The organism is Mycobacterium sp. SP-6446 (genome assembly GCF_001954045.1).
Taxonomy (GTDB): Bacteria; Actinomycetota; Actinomycetes; order Mycobacteriales; family Mycobacteriaceae; genus Mycobacterium.
In genome coordinates this window covers 13,944-30,737 of record NZ_MBEM01000215.1, presented here as the reverse complement: position 1 = coordinate 30,737, position 16,794 = coordinate 13,944, and the positions used below count along the sequence as shown (strand labels likewise).

The window sequence follows — 16,794 nt, the reverse complement described above, 5'->3', positions numbered from 1 at the left end:
CCTGCCGTCGGCGCACATCGCCGACAGGGTGATGGCGCTCTACGGGCTGGAGGTGTTCGGCTCCCGGGTGACGGTGATCTCCGACGTGAAGGCCATCGCCGCCGCGCTGCCCGACGCGCGGCCCACGGTGTGGGGCGCGGTGCCGCGGGTGTGGGAAAAGCTCAAGGCCGCAATCGAATTCACCGTCACCCGGGAGCCGAACACCTCCAGCCCGTAGAGCGCCATCACCCTGTCGGCGATGTGCGCCGACGGCAGGAACGACGTGACCCGCTCGCCGAAGCCGACCGGCAGGACGGTGTAGAGGGCGAACAGCTCGAACAGCAGATTGGTGTGGGTCATCTCCACGCCCTTGGGGTTTCCGGTGGTCCCCGAGGTGTAGATCAGCGTGGCGACGTCGTCGGGCCGCACCGCCCGCCAGGTGGACTCGAAGTCGAAATCGGCTGGCGCGGCGGCATACAGCTCGTCCACCGAGATGGTGCCGGGCCGCGAACCGTCGATGCAGACGATGTGCTCGATGTCCGCGCCGCTGGCGCGAATGCGGTCCACGTATTGCTCCTCGCAGATCGCGACTTTGGTGCCGGCGTTGCCGAACAGGTATGTGAGCTGCTCGGCGGGCAGCGTGTTGTATACGGAAAACGAAGTGGCACCGACGTGTTGGGCACCGATTTCGAGTGGGTAGAACTCGATCCGGTTGGCCATCATCAGTGAAACCGTGTCGCCGCGCCGGACTCCCAGACCCGCCAGGCCCGCGGCGACCTTGCGCACCTGCTCCGCGAGCTCCCGCCACGTCAGCGTCTGGGTGTCACCCGGCGTGCGCAACGCGACGGCGCCGGGATCGATGGACGCGGTGCGCTGGAACGCCTCGCAGACCGTGGCCGGACGCTCGGGTGTCGTCATGTGCGTTCTCCTTTTGCGTCGGCGCTGCCCTTCGTGAGCGTACGTCCGCGATCGCCGGGCGCGGAATAGGTTGCGCGATTTCTCCGGCGCGCCAACGTCGCCGGTCAGCGGCACCGAGTACGTTGTCGATCATGCGGCCCGATCGAGGCGTTGACGTCAGCGACCTCTCGCCGCTGGAGCAGACCGCATTGCTGACGCAGTACGCGCGGGCGCTCGACAACCGATGGCCGCGGCACGGCCGGAGGCCGCGATCGATCCTGCACGACGAGCTCGCCGACGACATCGTCAGAAGGATCGACTACGACTTCGACGGGCTCGGGGTGCCGATGAGCGTGGTATGCCAGGCGTCCCTGCGCGCGAAGATGCTCGACGACCGGGTGCGGGCCTTCACCGCCGCGCACCCCAACGCCGTCGTGGTGGACCTCGGCGCGGGTTTGGACACGGGCCTGTTCCGGGTGGACCCGCCGGCCGCGGTCGATTGGTACAGCGTCGACTTGGCGGGCGTCATCGCGCTGCGTGACCGGCTGATGCCGACCCACCAGCGGGCCCACTCGGTCACCGCATCGGTGGCCGACGACAGCTGGCCCAACGCCATCCCGGGCGGGCGGCCCACCATGGTGATCGCCGACGGGCTGTTCGCTTTCCTGTCCGAGCCGGTGATCGCCGGTGTCTTTCGCCGCGTCACCGAGCACTTCACGTCCGGGGAGCTGGCCTTCAACGACTACGGGCGCATCGGCTGGTTCAGCCGGCTGGCGGTCAAGCTGGCCCCGCAGCAGATGTTCAGCAGCGTCGGCGCCCAGTGGGGCTATCCGGGGTTCAAGGACGCCCGGGTGCCACAGATATGGAATCCACGCCTGACGCTGGTCGAAGAGGCCAGCCTGGCACACGCTCCCGAGGTCGACGTGTTTCCGGGCTGGATTCGGTTGGCTACCAAGGTATCCGGCAAGTTCGCGGCGTTCGCCCGCAAGGCCCGCATCCTGCGCTACAAGTTCTGAGTCTCCAGCGGGCTGTGAATGCCGCACGTGCAGGCGTCGATCGACGGGCACGTGCAGCGCATTCCCCATTCGATGACGGCGCGCGCCCGGGCCAGCGACGCCATCTGCGCATCGATTTCGGCGAGCTTGGCCTCGGCCAGCGCGCGGCTGGCGGGGCGCCCCGGGGCGTCATCGGCGAACAGCACCTGGATCTCCTCGAGAGCGAACCCCGCGGACTTGCAGAGCCCGATCACCTCGAGCCGGGCCAGCACCGCGTCGTCGTAGCGGCGCTGACCGCCCAGCCGCGTCGGCGCCGGCACCAGCCCGATCCGCTCGTAGTAACGCAGCGTGGTCGCGGCGACCCCGGCCTGGCGCGCAACCTCGCCGATCGTCAGGCGTGCACCCATCCGTCCTCCCGAGAATTCCATGCTTGACTTAGAGTCAACTCTAAGTTGTTGACTGTGTCCATGGATCACCCCCTCGCCGAACTGAGCGCCACCCGCTACGCCCTGCTCCGATCGTTTCGCCGCGACGGCACGCCCGTCGACACCCCGATCTGGTTCGGGTTCGACGGCGACACGCTGGTATTCCGGACCAAGGTAGGCCCGAAGACCCGGCGGCTGGCCGCGCGCCGCGAGGTCGAACTCGCCGCGTGCGACTACCGGGGCCGGGTGCGCCGCGGCGCGACGACGGTCGCGGGCCGGGCCACCATCCTGTCGGGCGCCGACGCCGAGCGGGCCAACCGGGCGCTGCACCGGCGGTACGGCTGGCAGTGGAACATCGTGCCGCTGATCAAGGTGCCCGGAGTGACGAACGTCCACCAGGACCTGTGCCTGCGCGAGAAACTGCGCCGCGCGCGTGACCGCGGGGTGTGGGCGGACAGCGCCATCGTTCGGGTGGATCCGGCATGACACCCACGACACTGGTGCCCGACCCCGTCCGCTCCCCCAGCATTCTCCAATGCTGCACCGCCGCAGCCGGACTCGTCCCGGGCCTGCTGCGGCCGCGGCGGCTCGATCGGCGCTTCGTCCGCGGCGTCGTCGACGCGGGCCTGCCGGATCCCCGCGGCGCCGTGGGCGTGCGGGCGCTGCCGCAAGTGCCGCGTTTGGTGCCGACCGCCGCGATTGTCGAGGGCACGTGGAAGCCCGCCCGCATCGAGAACTCGCTGACGTCGTTCGTCGTCACGCATCCGGAGGCAACGTTCATCGTCGACCCCGCGGTGTGCCTCGACGTCGAGCACCGGGCGATCGCCCAGCTGCCCGCGGTCCTGCGCGCCGTGGTCCGCCCGCCCGCCGACACCATCCCCACGATCACGGCCCTGACCGGGCTGCCCGAAACGCCTCGACTGGATTTCGCGTTGCCCACGCACGCCCACTGGGACCACGTGTCCGGGCTGCTGGACATGCCCGACCTGCCCGTCCACCTGCACCGCGTCGAAAGGGAGTGGATCGGTTCCGGGCCCCTCGCCCCCGTCGGCGGCGTCCGCGACTCGCTGCGCGATCGGCCCGTCATCGAATACGAGCTGGACGGTCCGCCGGTGCTGACCTTCGGCAGAAGCCGCGACCTGTTCGGGGACAGTTCGGTAATCCTGGTGGACCTGGCCGGACATACGCCGGGCAGCATCGGGGTGCTCGTCCACACCGGGCAGGGATGGATCCTGATCGCCGGCGACGCGGCGTGGCACCACTTGCAGATCGAGAAGGTCCGGCAAAAGTCAAGCTACCCCGGCGTTTTGGTGGACGAGGACCGCGAGCAGACCTTCCGAACACTGCAGCGACTTCATCTCGCACGGCATACGGTGAGGATCATCCCCACCCACGACCACCAAGCGGCGCTGCAGCTCCCGACCTAGCTGTCCAGCACGAAGATGGGCTTGTGGCCGGGGGTGTCCGAAGTCAGGACGCCGGGGATGTCGTCCCAGGCGTAGATCCCGCTGGTGATTAGCTCGGGGTGCAGCGTCCCCGCCGCGACGGCGTCGAGCGTGGGCGTCATGTTCGGCCGGGCTTGGCCCTTGCCGTTGTGGAAGTGGACGCCGCGCAGGTACAGCTGCAACAGCGGCAGCGTCACGTCTTGAAAGTAGATGCCCACGCTGTTGACGTGGCCCTCGGGCACGACGGAGAGCAGGGCCTTTCGCAGGCGGTCGGGGTCCGCCGTCGCGTCCACCGCCACGTGAAAGTCCTTCTCCCGCTTGCCGTTGACGTCGCACACCTCCGCACCGAGCTTTTCGGCGACGGCCATGCGGGTGGAATCGTCGTCGTAGTAGACGGTGCGCGCGCCGGCGCAGTGGACGGCGACGTCGACGCAGTACAGGCCGATCGATCCCGTTCCGCCGAAGACGGCGACCTGCGGGTCGTCGATCCCGGCGATGGTCGGCATGACCGTTTCCCAGCCCAGGGCGAGGTTGTCGCCGATCGACGCCAGGTGTATTGGGTCGATCCCGGCCGGTAACGGCGCCAGGTTGTAGTCGGCGTAGGGCACGCGGATCAGCTCGGAAAACGTTCCGCCCCAGAACCCGTTGACCGGAAGACCGTACTGGGCGTCGCCGTGGCGCAGGCAGCGGACGGGGTGCCCGAGTCGGCATTGCGCGCAGGTGCCGCACGCGATGTGCCAGGCCACGCCGACGACATCCCCGACGCTGACGTCGGTGCAGTCGGGGCCGACCTCGACGACGGTGCCGACGCACTCGTGGCCGAGCGGGAACGGCCCCAGGCCCGAGAACGGGGTCTTGTCGGCGACGACGTGGTGATCGAGGTCGCAGGTCGTGGCCGCGAGCGGGCGCACCAGCGCGTCGGACGGCGCGAGGATCGTCGGATCATCGACATCATCGAAACGGAGTTGCCCAGGGGCGACGAACATCAGACTTCGCACGGAACCTCCTCGCTATAACGCTCGTTATAGCGGTTCACCGTATGTTATAACGGACGTTATAGCAAGGAGGTCGGCATGCCGGAGAACTCTGTCGCTCGCGAACGCATGGTGGTCGGCGCCGCCGACATGATCAGCCGGCGCGGGCTCAACGCCACCAGCGTGCGAGAGCTGGCCAAGCACACCAGCGCCCCGCTCGGTTCGACGTACCACTACTTCCCCGGCGGGAAATACGACCTGGCCGCCGAGGCGGTGCAATGGGCAGACGACCTCACCGTCCGCATTCTGACCAAAGAGCTGCGGGCCGGCCCGGTTGCCGGACTGCAGGAATTTCTACGAATGTGGCGAAACGTGGTGCTGAACAGTGAGTTTCACGCCGGCTGTCCGGTTCTCGCGGTTTCGGTTGAAGATCTGCCCGACGGGCAGACCGCACCTCGCGACGCCGCAGCCGTCGCCTTCGGCCATTGGACAGCGCTGCTGGCCGAATCGATGCGCGAGCACGGTGTGAACGCCCCGGAGGCCGAGCGCATCGCGACCCTGATCGTCGCGGCCGTCGAAGGAACCGTGGCCATGTGCCGCGCTCAGCGCAGCATCGAGCCGCTGGATCAGGTGGCCGCGGAGCTCACGCAGATCGTCGAGCGCGCCCTGCCGTCCTAGCCGCATGGCGTTCGACGAGTGTGCGTCTACGGCGTGTGGTGTGCACTGACGGCGCCCTCAGCGCACGCTCGGCGGGGGCGAAGCGGCCGAAGCGGCGGATCTAGCCCCCCAGGCAGCCCGGGCCGAGCAGCTCCTTGAGGTCGCCCATCAACGCCGGCGAGGGCGTCACCCGCAGCGAGGCGTCCAGCTCGAGCGTCGTGATGCGATCCCCGCTAATGAGCCGCAGATGCACCTGCGAGGTCCCCGGGTGCCGGGCCAACACCTGCTTGAGCGCGCTCACCTTGTCCAGCGTGCACTGCCGGGTGGGCAGGCTGACCGCCAGCGGCCGGTCCGGCTGGGCGTTCGAAAAGTCGGGCACCACAAGGTCGTTGGCGATCAGCGCGATCCGGTCGTCGCGGATCGCGACCTTGGCGTTGACCAGCACCACCGCGTCGTCGACGATGTCGCCGCCGTAGGCGGAATACGCGTGCGGGAAGAACATCACCTCGATGCCACCGGTGAGGTCCTCCAATTGCGCTGACGCCCAGGGCATTCCGTTCTTGTTGACCCGCCGGTTCACCGAAGCCAGGATGCCGCCCACCCGCACCTGGGTTTCATTGGGGATATCGCCGTCGAGGATCGCCGGGATGGCGGTGTCGACCTGCGCGGCCAGCAGGTGCGCCACCCGGTTGAGCGGATGCCCGGACACGTACAGCCCCAGCATCTCGCGTTCCAGCGCCAGCTTGTGCTTGTCCTCCCACTCGTCGTCGGGCACCTTGATGGTGAACACCGCGTCCGTGGTGCCGGCATCGCCCCCGCCGAAAAGGTCGAACTGCCCCATCGCCTCGGCCTTCTTGGTGCCCAGCACCGAGTCGACGGCGTCGGTGTGGACCAGGAACAGGCCCTTGCGGGCATGCCCGAGCGAATCGAACGCGCCCGCCTTGATCAGCGATTCGGTGACCTTCTTGTTGCACGCCGAAATGTCGATCTTGTTCAGGTAATCCGAGAAATCGGTGAACTTGCCCTTGTCGGAACGGGTGCCGATCAACGACGTCACGACGTTGGCCCCGACGTTGCGCACCGCCCCCAAGCCGTAGCGGATGTCTTGGCCCACCGACGCGAAGTTCAGGCCGGACTCGTTGACGTCGGGCGGCAACACCGTGATCCCGAGCTTGCGGCAGTCCGCCAGATACACGGCCGCCTTGTCTTTGTCGTCGCCCACCGAGGTCAGCAGGCCGGCCATGTACTCGGCGGGATAGTTGGCCTTGAGGTAGGCGGTCCAGTACGAGACCATGCCGTAGCCCGCGGCGTGTGACTTGTTGAATGCGTAGTCGGCGAACGGAAGGATGGTGTCCCACAACGCTTTAATGGCGCCGGCGGAGAACCCGTTGGACTGCATCCCCGCCGCGAAGCCCTCGTACTCCTTGTCGAGCACCTCGCGCTTCTTCTTACCCATCGCCTTGCGCAGAATGTCGGCTCGGGCCAGCGAGTAGCCGGCCACCTTCTGCGCGATGCGCATGATCTGCTCTTGGTAGACGATCAGGCCGTAGGTCTCGGCCAGGATCTCTTCGAGCGGTTCGGCCAGCTCCGGGTGAATGGGCCGGATCGCCTGGCGGCCGTTCTTGCGGTCGGCGTAGTCGTTGTGCGCGTTCTGGCCCATCGGGCCGGGCCGGTACAGCGCGATGACGGCGACGACGTCTTCGAACCCGGTCGGTTGCATGCGGCGCAGCAGGTCGCGCATCGGCCCGCCGTCTAGCTGGAACACGCCCAGGGTCTCGCCGCGGCCCAGCAGCTCGTAGGTGGCCTTGTCATCGAGCGGCACCGATTCCAGATCGAGGTCAATTCCCTTGTTGGCCTTGATGTTCTCGATCGCGTCGCCGATGATCGTCAGGTTGCGCAGGCCCAGGAAGTCCATCTTCAGCAGGCCGATGGCCTCGCACGACGGGTAGTCCCAGCCGGTGATAATGGCCCCGTCCTGCGGCCGCTTCCACAGCGGGATGGCATCGGTCAGCGGCTCGCTGCTCATGATCACCGCGCAGGCGTGTACGCCGGCGTTGCGGATCAGGCCCTCCAGGCCGCGGGCGGTCTGGTAGATGGTGCGCACGTCGGGGTCGGTTTCGATCAGCCCGCGGACCTCGGCGGCCTCCTTGTACCGCTCGTGGTTGGGGTCGGTGATGCCCGACAGCGGAATGTCCTTGGCCATGATCGCCGGCGGCAGCGCCTTGGTGATCCGGTCGGCGATCGCGAAGCCGGGCTGGCCGTAGTGGATCCGCGCCGAATCCTTCAGCGCCGCTTTGGTTTTGATGGTGCCGAACGTGATGACCTGGGCGACGCGGTCCGAGCCCCACTTGTCGGCGGCGTAGCGCACCATCTCGCCGCGGCGGCGGTCGTCGAAGTCGATGTCGATGTCGGGCATCGAGGTGCGTTCGGGGTTGAGGAACCGCTCGAACAGCAGCCCGTGCGGGATCGGGTCGATGTCGGTGATGCCCAGGGCGTAGGCGACCAGCGATCCGGCGGCCGAGCCGCGGCCCGGGCCCACCCGGATTCCCACCGAGCGCGCGTAGTTGATCAGGTCGGCGACGATCAGGAAGTACGACGGGAAGCCTTTGTCGCAGATGACGCCGATCTCGTAGGCCGCCCGCTGTTCGTAACCGTCCGGGGCGCCGGCGGCAAACCGGCGGGCCAGCCCGGCGTCCACCTCGTGCCGCAGCCAGGAGGCTTGGTCGTGCCCGTCGGGAACCGGGAAGACCGGCATCCGGTCGCGCGGGGCCCACACGTCGGCGTAGGACTGCACGCGCTCGGCGATCAGCAGCGTGGAGTCGCAGGCGCCGGGCACCTGGTCGTCCCAGATCTGGCGCATCTCGGCGGCCGACTTCAGGTAGTAGCCGTCGCCGTCGAACTTGAACCGGTTGGGATCCGACAGCGTCTTGCCGGTCTGCACGCACAGCAACGCCTCGTGGTTGTGCGCGGCGTCGCGGGTGACGTAGTGGCAGTCGTTGGTGGCCAGCGGCGGAATGCCCAGCGTGCGGCCGATTTCGAGCAACCCGTCGCGCACCCGGCGCTCGATTTCCAGGCCGTGGTCCATCAGCTCGAGGAAGTAGTTGTCGGGCCCGACGATCTCGCGCCACCGGGCGGCGGCCTCCAGCGCCTCGCGGTCCTGGCCCAGCCGCAGCCGGGTCTGCACCTCCCCGGACGGGCAGCCGGTGGTGATGATGATGCCTTCGGCGTGCTCGGCGATCAGCTCGGCATCCATCCGCGACCACTTGCTCAGCTGGCCCTCGAAGGAGGCCAGCGAGGACAGCTTGAAAAGGTTGCGCAGCCCCGTCGCGTTCTCGGCCACCATCGTCAGGTGCGTGTAGGAGCCGCTGCCGGAGACGTCGTCGGACTTCTGGCTGGGGTCACCCCAGGTGACCCGGCGGGTGTCGAAGCGTGAACCCGGCGCGATGTAGGCCTCGACGCCGATGATCGGCTTGATCCCGGCGGACGTCGCCGCGTTGTAGAACTCGCTGGCGCCGAACATGTTTCCGTGATCGGTCATGCCGATCGCGGGCATTCCCAGCCGTTCCGCCTCGGCGAGCATCGGCGTGATCTTCGCGGCACCGTCCAGCATCGAGTACTCAGTGTGGTTATGCAGGTGCACGAAGGAGGAGTTCATAGGGACGCCAGTCTATGACCGAGCACCGACGCATCCGGGCGTGTCGGGGAAGTGTGTCTCAAGACGTTTCTGGCTACCCGTCCAGGATGCCTCGCCGGCGCGTTTTCGTGCCGGAGCGGCGTGGCTAGCGTGTCGTCGCCGGCCGTCACCCATACTTCTCGACGAACAGCTGCAACGACTTCTGCACGTCGCCCTTGACGGCGCGGGCAGCGGCCGATCCCACCGGACCGAACAGCGGACGTCCGCCCAGCTCAAGACGCAGACCCAGGGTGGAACCGTCCTTCGTGGGCCGCACGGTGAGGGTGACACCGTATTTCGTCCCGCCCTTGCCCGCACCGGACATCGCGACCTCGTGGGGCGGGTCCCATTTCGTCACGGTCCAGGTCACCCGATTGCGCATGCCCTTGGCCCGCGCCACGCCCACGATCTGGGTGCCCTCGGCGATCTCGTCAGGCAGCTCGCTGCGCCAGCCCTCGTGCATGACGAGCCACTCGCCCAAGTCCGAGAGATCCGACACGTGATCCCACATGTCCTGCGGGCTCATCGGCATGTCGGCGGTCATGTCAACGGCGGCCATCAGCGGCTGGGCCCCCCGCGGAATCGGTTGCCGATCCGGATCGCGGGCAGCAGCAGGCTTCGCGGCGCGAAGCGGCCGCTGGTGCTGACCACCTTCGGCACGACGCCCGGCACGACGCTGCGCCGGCCCGCAAGCATCCCACCGATCGCGGCCTCGGCGACGTCGGAGGGTGAGACCTGCGCAATGGAAAGGCTGAAGCGTTCGGCATTCGCGATCTCGGCCCACTCGGTGGGAACCGGTCCCGGGCACAGCACTGTGACCGACACGCCCGAGCCGTGCAGCTCCTCGTGGATGGCTTCGGAAAACGTCTGCACGAAGGCCTTGGTGGCCGAATACACCGCCATGAAGGGCATCGGCTGGAATCCCGCGATCGACGCGATGTTCAGCACCGCCCCCGCCCCGCGTTCCACCATGCCGGGCAGGACGGCGTGGGTGAGCTCCATCAACGCCAGCGCGTTGAGCGTGACCTCCTCGCTCTCCCGTTCGAGCGGCAACGTGTAGAAGACGCCGCTGGTGCCGAAACCGGCGCTGTTGCACAGGCCGGCGATCGGCTCGCTGCTCAGCCGGTTCGCCAATTTTGTGCGGGCTTTGAGGTCGCTGAGGTCCAGCGGCAGCACCTCGACCGCGACCGAGTACTCCGCGCCCACCTCGTTGGCGAGTTCGTCGAGCCGCTCGCGGCGGCGCGCGACCAGCAGCAGCGGAAAGCCGCGGCGCGCCAGGCCGCGGGCCAGTTCGGCGCCGATGCCGGAGGAGGCGCCGGTGATGACGACGGTGGTGTCAGTGTCGGGTTTCGGAAGGCTCATGGTGTCACCAATGGATCCCGCGCGTCGCCCGCACGAACGTCTCGCTCCGTTTGTCGAATTGCTTCGAATCCTTTGTGTCGGTTGCGGATTCGCCGCCCTTGGCGGCGTCGGAGTCTTCGAACATGCCGAAGGCGCGGTTGCGCACCAGGTCCATGACGGCGGGGTTGACCGCATCGGCGAGGGCGGCGAACTGCCCGAACGGTGAACTTGCCCGTCGCGGCCGGTGCACGATGGCGTCGGTGATCACGCCGGCGGCCTGATCCGGTGTCAGCGCCGGGAACTTGTCGTACATCTTGGTGGGGCTGATCATCGGCGTGCGCACCAGCGCCATGTGCACGGTGGTGAACTTGATGTCGTCGTTGACGACTTCGGCCTGCAGCGCGTCGCACAGGCTGTCCAGCGCCGCCTTGCTCGCGATGTAGGCGCCGAAGCGCGGGGCGCGGGTCTGCACCCCGACCGAGGACACGTTGATGATCTGCCCGAAGCCGCGCTCGCGCATGCCCGGAATGAACTTGAGGATGAGCTGGACCGCGCCGAGGTAGTTGAGCTGCATGGTCCGCTGGTAGTCGTGGATGCGGTCGTAGGACAGCTCCAGGGAGCGCCGGATGGAGCGGCCCGCATTGTTGACCAGGATGTCGACGCCGCCGAGCTCGTCGAGCACCCGATCGGCCATCCCCGCGATGGCGTCCATGTCGGTCAGGTCGCACGAGTACACGTGAGCGGTTCCGCCGTCGCCCTGAATCTCGTCGGCGACCTTCTCCAGGTTTTCCATCGTGCGGGCGACCAGCGCGACGATCCCGCCCGCCTCCGCGATCTTCTTCGCCGCGGCCGCACCGATGCCCGACGATCCCCCGGTGATGAGGATGGTCTTGCCGTCGACCGCGTCCTCGAGCGTGCGGCCCTGCACCGCGTCGAGCAGATTGCGCAAATAGAAGGGCCGATATCGCCCGGCGGAGTTGGGGGTATTGATGATGTTGGAGACCGCCGCGAACGGCTTTTCCACCAAGTTCGTCAGGTCACCGAGATTCATCGGGCGTCGCTCCTGTGACGTAGGCCATAAAGCCAACCTAGGACATAGCTCGGCGATTGGCTGCAGATTGCGGGCAAGCGCACCGGAGATAGCGGCAATCCGCTTGTTACAGCGAGTAATCCGGGTGTGATCGCACACTAACTGACGGGCAACGCCGCGATGATCCCCTGGTGACATGAGATTACTGGCGCGCTTCCGCGAGCCCCAGCCGGCGAGCATCTACGACCGGATCGGCGGGCATGAGGCGATCGAAGTCGTGGTCGAGGACTTCTACGTTCGGGTGCTTGCCGATGCTCAATTGTCGGGCTTCTTCGCCGGATCGAACATGAACCGCCTCAAAGGCAAGCAGGTCGAGTTCTTCGCCGCCGCCCTCGGCGGGCCCGAGCCCTACACGGGTGCACCGATGAAAGAGGTGCACCGGGGCCGTGGAATCACCATGTATCACTTCGGTCTGGTGGCCGGGCATCTGGCCGACGCGCTGACCGCCGCCGGAGTGCCTTCTTCGACGGTGACCGAGATACTCGGCGCCGTAGCGCCGCTGGCGCCCGAGATCGCGTCCGGGGAGAGCGCCGCCGCCAAGGTTTAGGGGCTCACTATCGACGTGGCGTCCCGTTTGTGGCGAGAATTTCAGGCATGTCTCGCACATTCGACGACCTGGTGGCCGAAGCCGATTCGGTATCGGTCGACGGCTGGGATTTCTCGTGGCTCGACGGCCGCGCGACCGAGGAACGGCCGTCCTGGGGCTATCAACGCCTGCTGAGCCACCGCTTGGCGACCGTGTCGGCCGCGCTGGACATTCACACCGGTGGCGGGGAGGTGCTGGCCGGCGCGAGCCCCTTTCCGCCCACGATGGCGGCGATCGAGACGTGGCCGCCGAACGCCGCGCTCGCGACCAAGCTGCTGCATCCGCTCGGCGTGGTGGTCGTGGCGATGCGCGACGAGCCGCCGTTGCCGTTCGCCAATCAGTCGTTCGACCTGGTGACCAGCCGGCACCCCGTCTCGGTGTGGTGGACCGAGATCGCTCGGGTGCTGCGGCCCGGGGGCAGCTACTTCGCGCAGCACATCGGACCCGCCACGATGGGCGAGCTGGTCGAGTACTTCATCGGACCGCAGCCGGAGAAATGGGCCGAATTTCACCCGGACGCCGTCCGCTCGCAGATCCAAGCCGGGGGTCTGGAGATCGTCGACGTGCGCATGGAACGGCTGCGCGCCGAGTTCTTCGACATCGGCGCGGTTGTCTACTTCCTGCGCAAAGTGGTTTGGACGGTGCCGGATTTCAGCGTCGACCGCTATCGCGAGCGACTCCGGGAACTGCACGAGCTCATCGAGACCGAGGGCTCCTTCGTCGCCCACCCCACCCGCGTCCTAGTCGAGGCCCGCAAGTCGGGGTGATACTCGGGTCTCCGCACCCGCCGAGCCTGTAATTCTGCAGAAGAAGTGCGAGACAGGGCCTGCAAAATTACAGGCTCGGCGAATCCCGTTGGGCGTTTGAGCGCCGATCAGCCCTCGTCGCGCAACACATCCAGCGCGTGCTGCAAGTCCGGCGGATAGGGGCTGACGATCTCGATGCGCCGGCCGTCGGCCGGATGGGCGAATGCCAAAGAGCGTGCATGCAGCCATTGACGTTCCAGCCCAAGCCTTTTCGCAAGCTTCGGATCGGCGCCGTAGACCAGGTCGCCGCAGCACGGGTGATGCAACGCGGCGAAATGCACCCGGATCTGATGGGTGCGACCGGTTTCCAAATGAACGTCGAGCAGGCTGGCGGCGACGAACGCTTCGACGGTGTCGTAGTGGGTGAGGCTGTGCCGGCCGTCCTTCGTCACGGCGAACTTCCACTCGCCGCCGCGGTGCCGGCCGATCGGCGCGTCGATCGTCCCGCTGGACGGATCCGGATGTCCCTGCACCAGTGCGTGGTAGCGCTTGTCGACCGTGCGTTGTTTGAACGCGCGCTTGAGCACGGTGTAGGCGCGCTCGGAGATGGCCACGACCATCACCCCGGAGGTGCCGACGTCGAGTCGATGCACGATGCCCTGCCGCTCGGGCACGCCCGACGTCGTGATGCGGTAACCGGCGGCGGCCAGGCCGCCGAGCACCGTGGGTCCGGTCCAGCCCACCGACGCGTGCGCGGCCACCGCGGCCGGCTTGTCGACCGCGACGATGTCGTCGTCGGAATACAGAATCGTCATGCCCTCGATGTCGACCGGCGTGTTCTCCGGCGGCGCCGGCGCATCCGGGAGGCGCACCTGCAGCCAGGCGCCGGATGCCAGACGGTCGGACTTCCCGGCCGGCACGCCGTCCAGTTCGACGCCGCCGTCCTCGGCGAGGGCCGCCGCGGCGGTGCGGGACAGTCCCAGCAGGCGCGCCAGCCCGGCATCGACGCGCATGCCCGCCAGCCCTTCTGGAACGGGCATCGACCGCTCGGATGCCATCAGCGCCGGTCGGCCTTGGCCCGGCTGCCGGTTTCCCCGTCGGCCTTGCGCCGACCCACGGTGTCGAAGTCGAAGCCGAAAATAGACAGGGCGACGAGCAGGATCGCGCCGCCGACCACCGACGGGTCGGCGACGTTGAACACCGGCCACCAGCCGACGGACAGGAAGTCCACCACGTGTCCGCGCAGCGGCCCGGGTGCCCGGAAGAAGCGATCGACCAGGTTGCCCATCGCGCCGCCGAGGATCATCCCGAGTCCCACCGCCCACCAGGGCGACACCAGCCGCCGGCCCATCCAGAAGATGCCGACCACGACGCCGGTCGCGATCAGCGTCAGGAGCCAGGTGTATCCGGTTGCCATGGAGAACGCGGCCCCCGAGTTGCGCACCAGCGTCCAGGTGACCGTGTCGCCGATGATCGACACGGGCTGGCCCGGGGGCAGCAGCTTGACGGCGAGCACCTTGGTCACGATGTCCAGCACCAGCACCACCGCCGCGACCGTCAGCAGCAGGCGCAGCCGCCGCGGGGGGTTGTGCTGCTCGCCGGCCGCGGGCTCCACGCTGTCGTCAATGTCTCCCGTTGGTTCCTCGGACACCCCCCCATCATCCCCTAAGGCCGACAACGCATGCGGGATGATCCCACCATGGGCCGCCTCACCGTCGTCGCCACCGGCGGCACGATATCGACGAGCACCGGTGCCGACGGCGTGCGCCGTCCCAGCCACAGCGGGTCGGCGCTGACCTCCGGCCTGGACGTCGACGTCGTCGACCTGATGGCGGTCGACAGCTCGGAGCTGACACTGCCCGATTGGGATCGGATTCGCGCCGCGGTGCGCGCCGCAGTCGACGGCGGCGCCGACGGCGTGGTCATCACGCACGGCACCGACACGCTCGAGGAGACCGCGCTGTGGCTGGACCTCACCTACGACGGCACGGTCCCGATCGTGCTGACCGGCGCCATGCGCAGCGCCGACGCCCCCGACGCCGACGGCCCGGGCAATCTGCGTGACGCGCTGGCGCTGGCGGCCAGCCCGGCCGCCCGTGGCCTGGGCGTGCTGGTGTCGTTCGCCGGCCGGGTGTTGCAGCCGTTGGGCCTGCACAAGGTGGCCACCGCCGACCTCAGCGGCTTCGCCGGCCGGGTGCTCGGCAGCAGCTCGGGTGACACCGCGCTGACGGGCGACAAGGCGCGCCCGTATCTCGGTGATCTGAGCGCCGCGGACGCGCCGCGGGTCGACATCGCCGCGGCCTACCTGGGCAGTGACTCGGTGGCGCTGGACGCGTTTGTCGAAGCCGGGGCGCGCGCCGTCGTGCTGGAGGCGCTGGGTTCCGGCAACGCCGGCGCCGCGGTGATCGACGGCGTGCGCCGCCATTGCCGCAACGGCGTCGTGGTCGCGGTGTCCACGCGGGTCGCCGGGGCGCGGGTCGCCGCGGGGTACGGCCCGGGGCACGACCTGGTGGCGGCCGGCGCGGTGATGGTGCCGCGGCTGCGACCTGCCCAGGCCCGGGTGTTGTTGATGGCCGCGTTGGCCGCGGGGCTACCCGTCGCCGACGTCGTCGACCGCTGGGGCTGACACCTCAGCGGCGGCCTGCAGCGCGCCGACATAGTCCGGCCAGTCCAGGGAGTCGACCGGGTTGGCGCCGGTGAGCTCGTCGGTGTCGGCGGGAAACGTGCGGGCCTGGCCCGGGCCGGAGCCACGGGTCTCGAATCGCACCGTGACAACGCCGTGGCCCGCGCCCTGCACCCAACCGTGCCCGAGCTCGCGATGGGCGACGTCGTCACCGATGCGCCAGCGCGAGGGCTCGTCGGGCGGCGCGAACATCGCCTCGGTCGCGGTTTCTGGAGTTTCTGCGGGGTGTTCCTCTGACATCGACAGCTCCAGGTCGGGGAACAACGATTCCTGGCGCACGTCGCTGAGGCCCGAAAACCCCACGCCGACAAGCCGAATGGGCCCGATGTCGCGCGGATCGAGCAGCAGCCGCCGGGCCACCGCGATCAGCGCGCCGGCCTCGGTGGTCGCGTAGGGCAACGTCGCCGAGCGGGTCAGCGTGCTCATGTCCGACTTCTTCAGCTTCACCGTGACGGTGCGGGCGCCGCGGCCGTCGCGCAGCAGGCGTTGGTGCGCATGCTCGGCGATCGGGTCGATCGCGTCGCGCAGTTGCTCCAGGCCGGTCAGGTCGACGGCGAAGGTGGACTCGGAGCTGATCTGCTTGGCCTCGGCGCGCTCGGCGACCGGGCGGTCGTCGATGCCGCGGGCCAGGCGGTGCAGCGCCGGGCCGACCGTCGCGCCCAGGATGTTGGCGACCTCGGCGTCGGTCAGCGCGGCGAGCTGCCCGATCGTTTCGATGCCGAGCCGGTGCAGCTTCTCCTCGGCGACCGGGCCGATGCCCCACAGCCGGCGCACCGGCAACCCGCCGAGCAGCGGTTGTTCTTCGGCGCGCCGCACCACCCGGACGCCGTCGGGTTTGGCGAGGCCGGACGCGATCTTGGCGATCTGCTTGCCAGAGCCGGCGCCGACCGAGGCGATCAGGCCCGTCTCGTCGCGAATCCGCCGCCGCAAGTCCTCACAGAACGCCTCGACGTCGTCGGCGGACGCCCCGGCGAGCTGCGGCGGCTCACCGAAGGCCTCGTCGACGGACAGCTGCTCGACGACGGGCACCAGGCTGCGTACGGCATCGAAGACCCGCCGGCTGGCCACCCCGTACACCACGCCGCGCGGCGGCAACACCACCGCGGTCACGCCGACCAGGCGGCGGGCCTGATGCATCGGCATGGCCGACCTGGCGCCGAACACCCGCGCCTCATAGCTCGCGCCGGCCACCACGCCTCGCCCACCCAACCCGCCGACCAACACCGGCCGCGCGCGCAGGGTCGGTCGGGTGAGTTGCTCGACGGAGGCGAAGAACGCGTCCATGTCCAGGTGCAGCACCCAG

16 protein-coding genes and 1 pseudogene are annotated in these 16,794 nt (G+C 68.6%); 7 read left to right on the top strand and 10 right to left on the bottom strand.

The annotated features are described in order from the left end of the window. Positions 1–180: 180 nt before the first annotated feature. A pseudogene (locus tag A5736_RS19395) lies at positions 181–897 on the bottom strand (AMP-binding protein); the annotation flags it as partial. A 131-nt stretch (positions 898–1,028) separates the two neighbouring features. Here A5736_RS19395 and A5736_RS19390 point away from each other — a divergent pair. Continuing rightward, the gene (locus tag A5736_RS19390; protein WP_076248055.1) at positions 1,029–1,892 is read left to right on the top strand and encodes a class I SAM-dependent methyltransferase; all 864 of its coding nucleotides are present in this window, start codon (positions 1,029–1,031) and stop codon (positions 1,890–1,892) included. Here the strand turns inward: A5736_RS19390 and A5736_RS19385 are convergent. Further along, entirely contained in the window at positions 1,880–2,278 is a 399-nt protein-coding gene (locus A5736_RS19385) for a MerR family transcriptional regulator (protein WP_076122958.1), read from the bottom strand. The two genes, A5736_RS19390 and A5736_RS19385, sit on opposite strands and share 13 nt — an antisense overlap. Positions 2,279–2,338: 60 nt before the next feature. Here A5736_RS19385 and A5736_RS19380 point away from each other — a divergent pair, with 60 nt between their 5' ends. After that, positions 2,339–2,782 (top strand): PPOX class F420-dependent oxidoreductase, encoded by a 444-nt coding sequence (locus A5736_RS19380; RefSeq protein ID WP_076248053.1) that lies wholly within the window; start codon positions 2,339–2,341, stop codon positions 2,780–2,782. Further along, positions 2,779–3,723: an MBL fold metallo-hydrolase gene (locus A5736_RS19375; RefSeq protein WP_076248052.1), complete on the top strand. Its 945-nt coding sequence runs from the start codon at positions 2,779–2,781 to the stop codon at positions 3,721–3,723. Before A5736_RS19380 ends, A5736_RS19375 begins: the two co-directional genes overlap by 4 nt. Here the strand turns inward: A5736_RS19375 and A5736_RS19370 are convergent. Then, positions 3,720–4,739: a zinc-binding dehydrogenase gene (locus A5736_RS19370; protein WP_076248050.1), complete on the bottom strand. Its 1,020-nt coding sequence runs from the start codon at positions 4,737–4,739 to the stop codon at positions 3,720–3,722. The genes A5736_RS19375 and A5736_RS19370 overlap by 4 nt on opposite strands. A 75-nt stretch (positions 4,740–4,814) precedes the next feature. On the opposite strand from A5736_RS19370, the gene A5736_RS19365 reads away from it, so the two are divergent. Further along, positions 4,815–5,393, top strand: coding sequence for a TetR/AcrR family transcriptional regulator (locus tag A5736_RS19365; protein WP_076122961.1), 579 nt, complete (start codon positions 4,815–4,817; stop codon positions 5,391–5,393). 100 nt (positions 5,394–5,493) lie between these two features. On the opposite strand, the gene dnaE is transcribed toward A5736_RS19365, so the two are convergent. From dnaE to A5736_RS19345, 4 genes are all read right to left on the bottom strand, one after another. Beyond that, the gene (gene dnaE / locus A5736_RS19360; protein WP_076248048.1) at positions 5,494–9,027 is read right to left on the bottom strand and encodes a DNA polymerase III subunit alpha; all 3,534 of its coding nucleotides are present in this window, start codon (positions 9,025–9,027) and stop codon (positions 5,494–5,496) included. Positions 9,028–9,172: 145 nt separating this feature from the next. Beyond that, positions 9,173–9,604, bottom strand: coding sequence for an SRPBCC family protein (locus A5736_RS19355; protein ID WP_076061952.1), 432 nt, complete (start codon positions 9,602–9,604; stop codon positions 9,173–9,175). After that, positions 9,604–10,407, bottom strand: coding sequence for an SDR family oxidoreductase (locus A5736_RS19350; RefSeq protein ID WP_076248047.1), 804 nt, complete (start codon positions 10,405–10,407; stop codon positions 9,604–9,606). The genes A5736_RS19355 and A5736_RS19350 overlap by 1 nt, the downstream gene beginning before the upstream one ends. A gap of 4 nt (positions 10,408–10,411) precedes the next feature. Beyond that, a complete protein-coding gene (locus tag A5736_RS19345) occupies positions 10,412–11,437 on the bottom strand; it encodes an SDR family NAD(P)-dependent oxidoreductase (RefSeq protein WP_076122964.1) in 1,026 nt (341 codons plus the stop codon). Between the two features lie 175 nt (positions 11,438–11,612). Between A5736_RS19345 and A5736_RS19340 the strand changes: the two genes are divergently transcribed. Further along, complete coding sequence (locus tag A5736_RS19340) at positions 11,613–12,023, top strand: group 1 truncated hemoglobin (protein ID WP_076248045.1); 411 nt, start codon at positions 11,613–11,615, stop codon at positions 12,021–12,023. A gap of 47 nt (positions 12,024–12,070) precedes the next feature. Continuing rightward, complete coding sequence (locus tag A5736_RS19335; protein ID WP_076248043.1) at positions 12,071–12,829, top strand: class I SAM-dependent methyltransferase; 759 nt, start codon at positions 12,071–12,073, stop codon at positions 12,827–12,829. Between the two features lie 107 nt (positions 12,830–12,936). On the opposite strand, the gene A5736_RS19330 is transcribed toward A5736_RS19335, so the two are convergent. Both A5736_RS19330 and lspA read right to left on the bottom strand, forming a co-directional pair. Next, on the bottom strand, positions 12,937–13,866 hold the full coding sequence (locus tag A5736_RS19330; protein ID WP_139333436.1) for an RluA family pseudouridine synthase: 930 nt from the start codon (positions 13,864–13,866) through the stop codon (positions 12,937–12,939). Beyond that, the gene (gene lspA / locus A5736_RS19325; protein ID WP_139333435.1) at positions 13,866–14,459 is read right to left on the bottom strand and encodes a signal peptidase II; all 594 of its coding nucleotides are present in this window, start codon (positions 14,457–14,459) and stop codon (positions 13,866–13,868) included. The genes A5736_RS19330 and lspA overlap by 1 nt, the downstream gene beginning before the upstream one ends. A gap of 48 nt (positions 14,460–14,507) precedes the next feature. Here lspA and A5736_RS19320 point away from each other — a divergent pair, with 48 nt between their 5' ends. Beyond that, entirely contained in the window at positions 14,508–15,434 is a 927-nt protein-coding gene (locus A5736_RS19320) for an asparaginase (protein WP_076248056.1), read from the top strand. On the opposite strand, the gene A5736_RS19315 is transcribed toward A5736_RS19320, so the two are convergent. Further along, positions 15,399–16,790 (bottom strand): DNA polymerase IV, encoded by a 1,392-nt coding sequence (locus tag A5736_RS19315; protein WP_175611340.1) that lies wholly within the window; start codon positions 16,788–16,790, stop codon positions 15,399–15,401. The genes A5736_RS19320 and A5736_RS19315 overlap by 36 nt on opposite strands. Between the last annotated feature and the right edge of the window lie 4 nt (positions 16,791–16,794).

Excerpts from the sequence above, each read along its gene's own strand:
- A5736_RS19390 (WP_076248055.1), top strand. The coding sequence starts at position 1,029 with ATGCGGCCCGATCGAGGCGTTGACGTCAGCGACCTCTCGCCGCTGGAG.
- A5736_RS19385 (WP_076122958.1), bottom strand. The coding sequence starts at position 2,278 with ATGGGTGCACGCCTGACGATCGGCGAGGTTGCGCGCCAGGCCGGGGTC.
- A5736_RS19380 (WP_076248053.1), top strand. The coding sequence starts at position 2,339 with ATGGATCACCCCCTCGCCGAACTGAGCGCCACCCGCTACGCCCTGCTC.
- A5736_RS19375 (WP_076248052.1), top strand. The coding sequence starts at position 2,779 with ATGACACCCACGACACTGGTGCCCGACCCCGTCCGCTCCCCCAGCATT.
- A5736_RS19365 (WP_076122961.1), top strand. The coding sequence starts at position 4,815 with ATGCCGGAGAACTCTGTCGCTCGCGAACGCATGGTGGTCGGCGCCGCC.
- dnaE (WP_076248048.1), bottom strand. The coding sequence starts at position 9,027 with ATGAACTCCTCCTTCGTGCACCTGCATAACCACACTGAGTACTCGATG.
- A5736_RS19355 (WP_076061952.1), bottom strand. The coding sequence starts at position 9,604 with ATGGCCGCCGTTGACATGACCGCCGACATGCCGATGAGCCCGCAGGAC.
- A5736_RS19350 (WP_076248047.1), bottom strand. The coding sequence starts at position 10,407 with ATGAGCCTTCCGAAACCCGACACTGACACCACCGTCGTCATCACCGGC.
- A5736_RS19345 (WP_076122964.1), bottom strand. The coding sequence starts at position 11,437 with ATGAATCTCGGTGACCTGACGAACTTGGTGGAAAAGCCGTTCGCGGCG.
- A5736_RS19340 (WP_076248045.1), top strand. The coding sequence starts at position 11,613 with ATGAGATTACTGGCGCGCTTCCGCGAGCCCCAGCCGGCGAGCATCTAC.
- A5736_RS19335 (WP_076248043.1), top strand. The coding sequence starts at position 12,071 with ATGTCTCGCACATTCGACGACCTGGTGGCCGAAGCCGATTCGGTATCG.
- A5736_RS19330 (WP_139333436.1), bottom strand. The coding sequence starts at position 13,866 with ATGGCATCCGAGCGGTCGATGCCCGTTCCAGAAGGGCTGGCGGGCATG.
- A5736_RS19320 (WP_076248056.1), top strand. The coding sequence starts at position 14,508 with ATGGGCCGCCTCACCGTCGTCGCCACCGGCGGCACGATATCGACGAGC.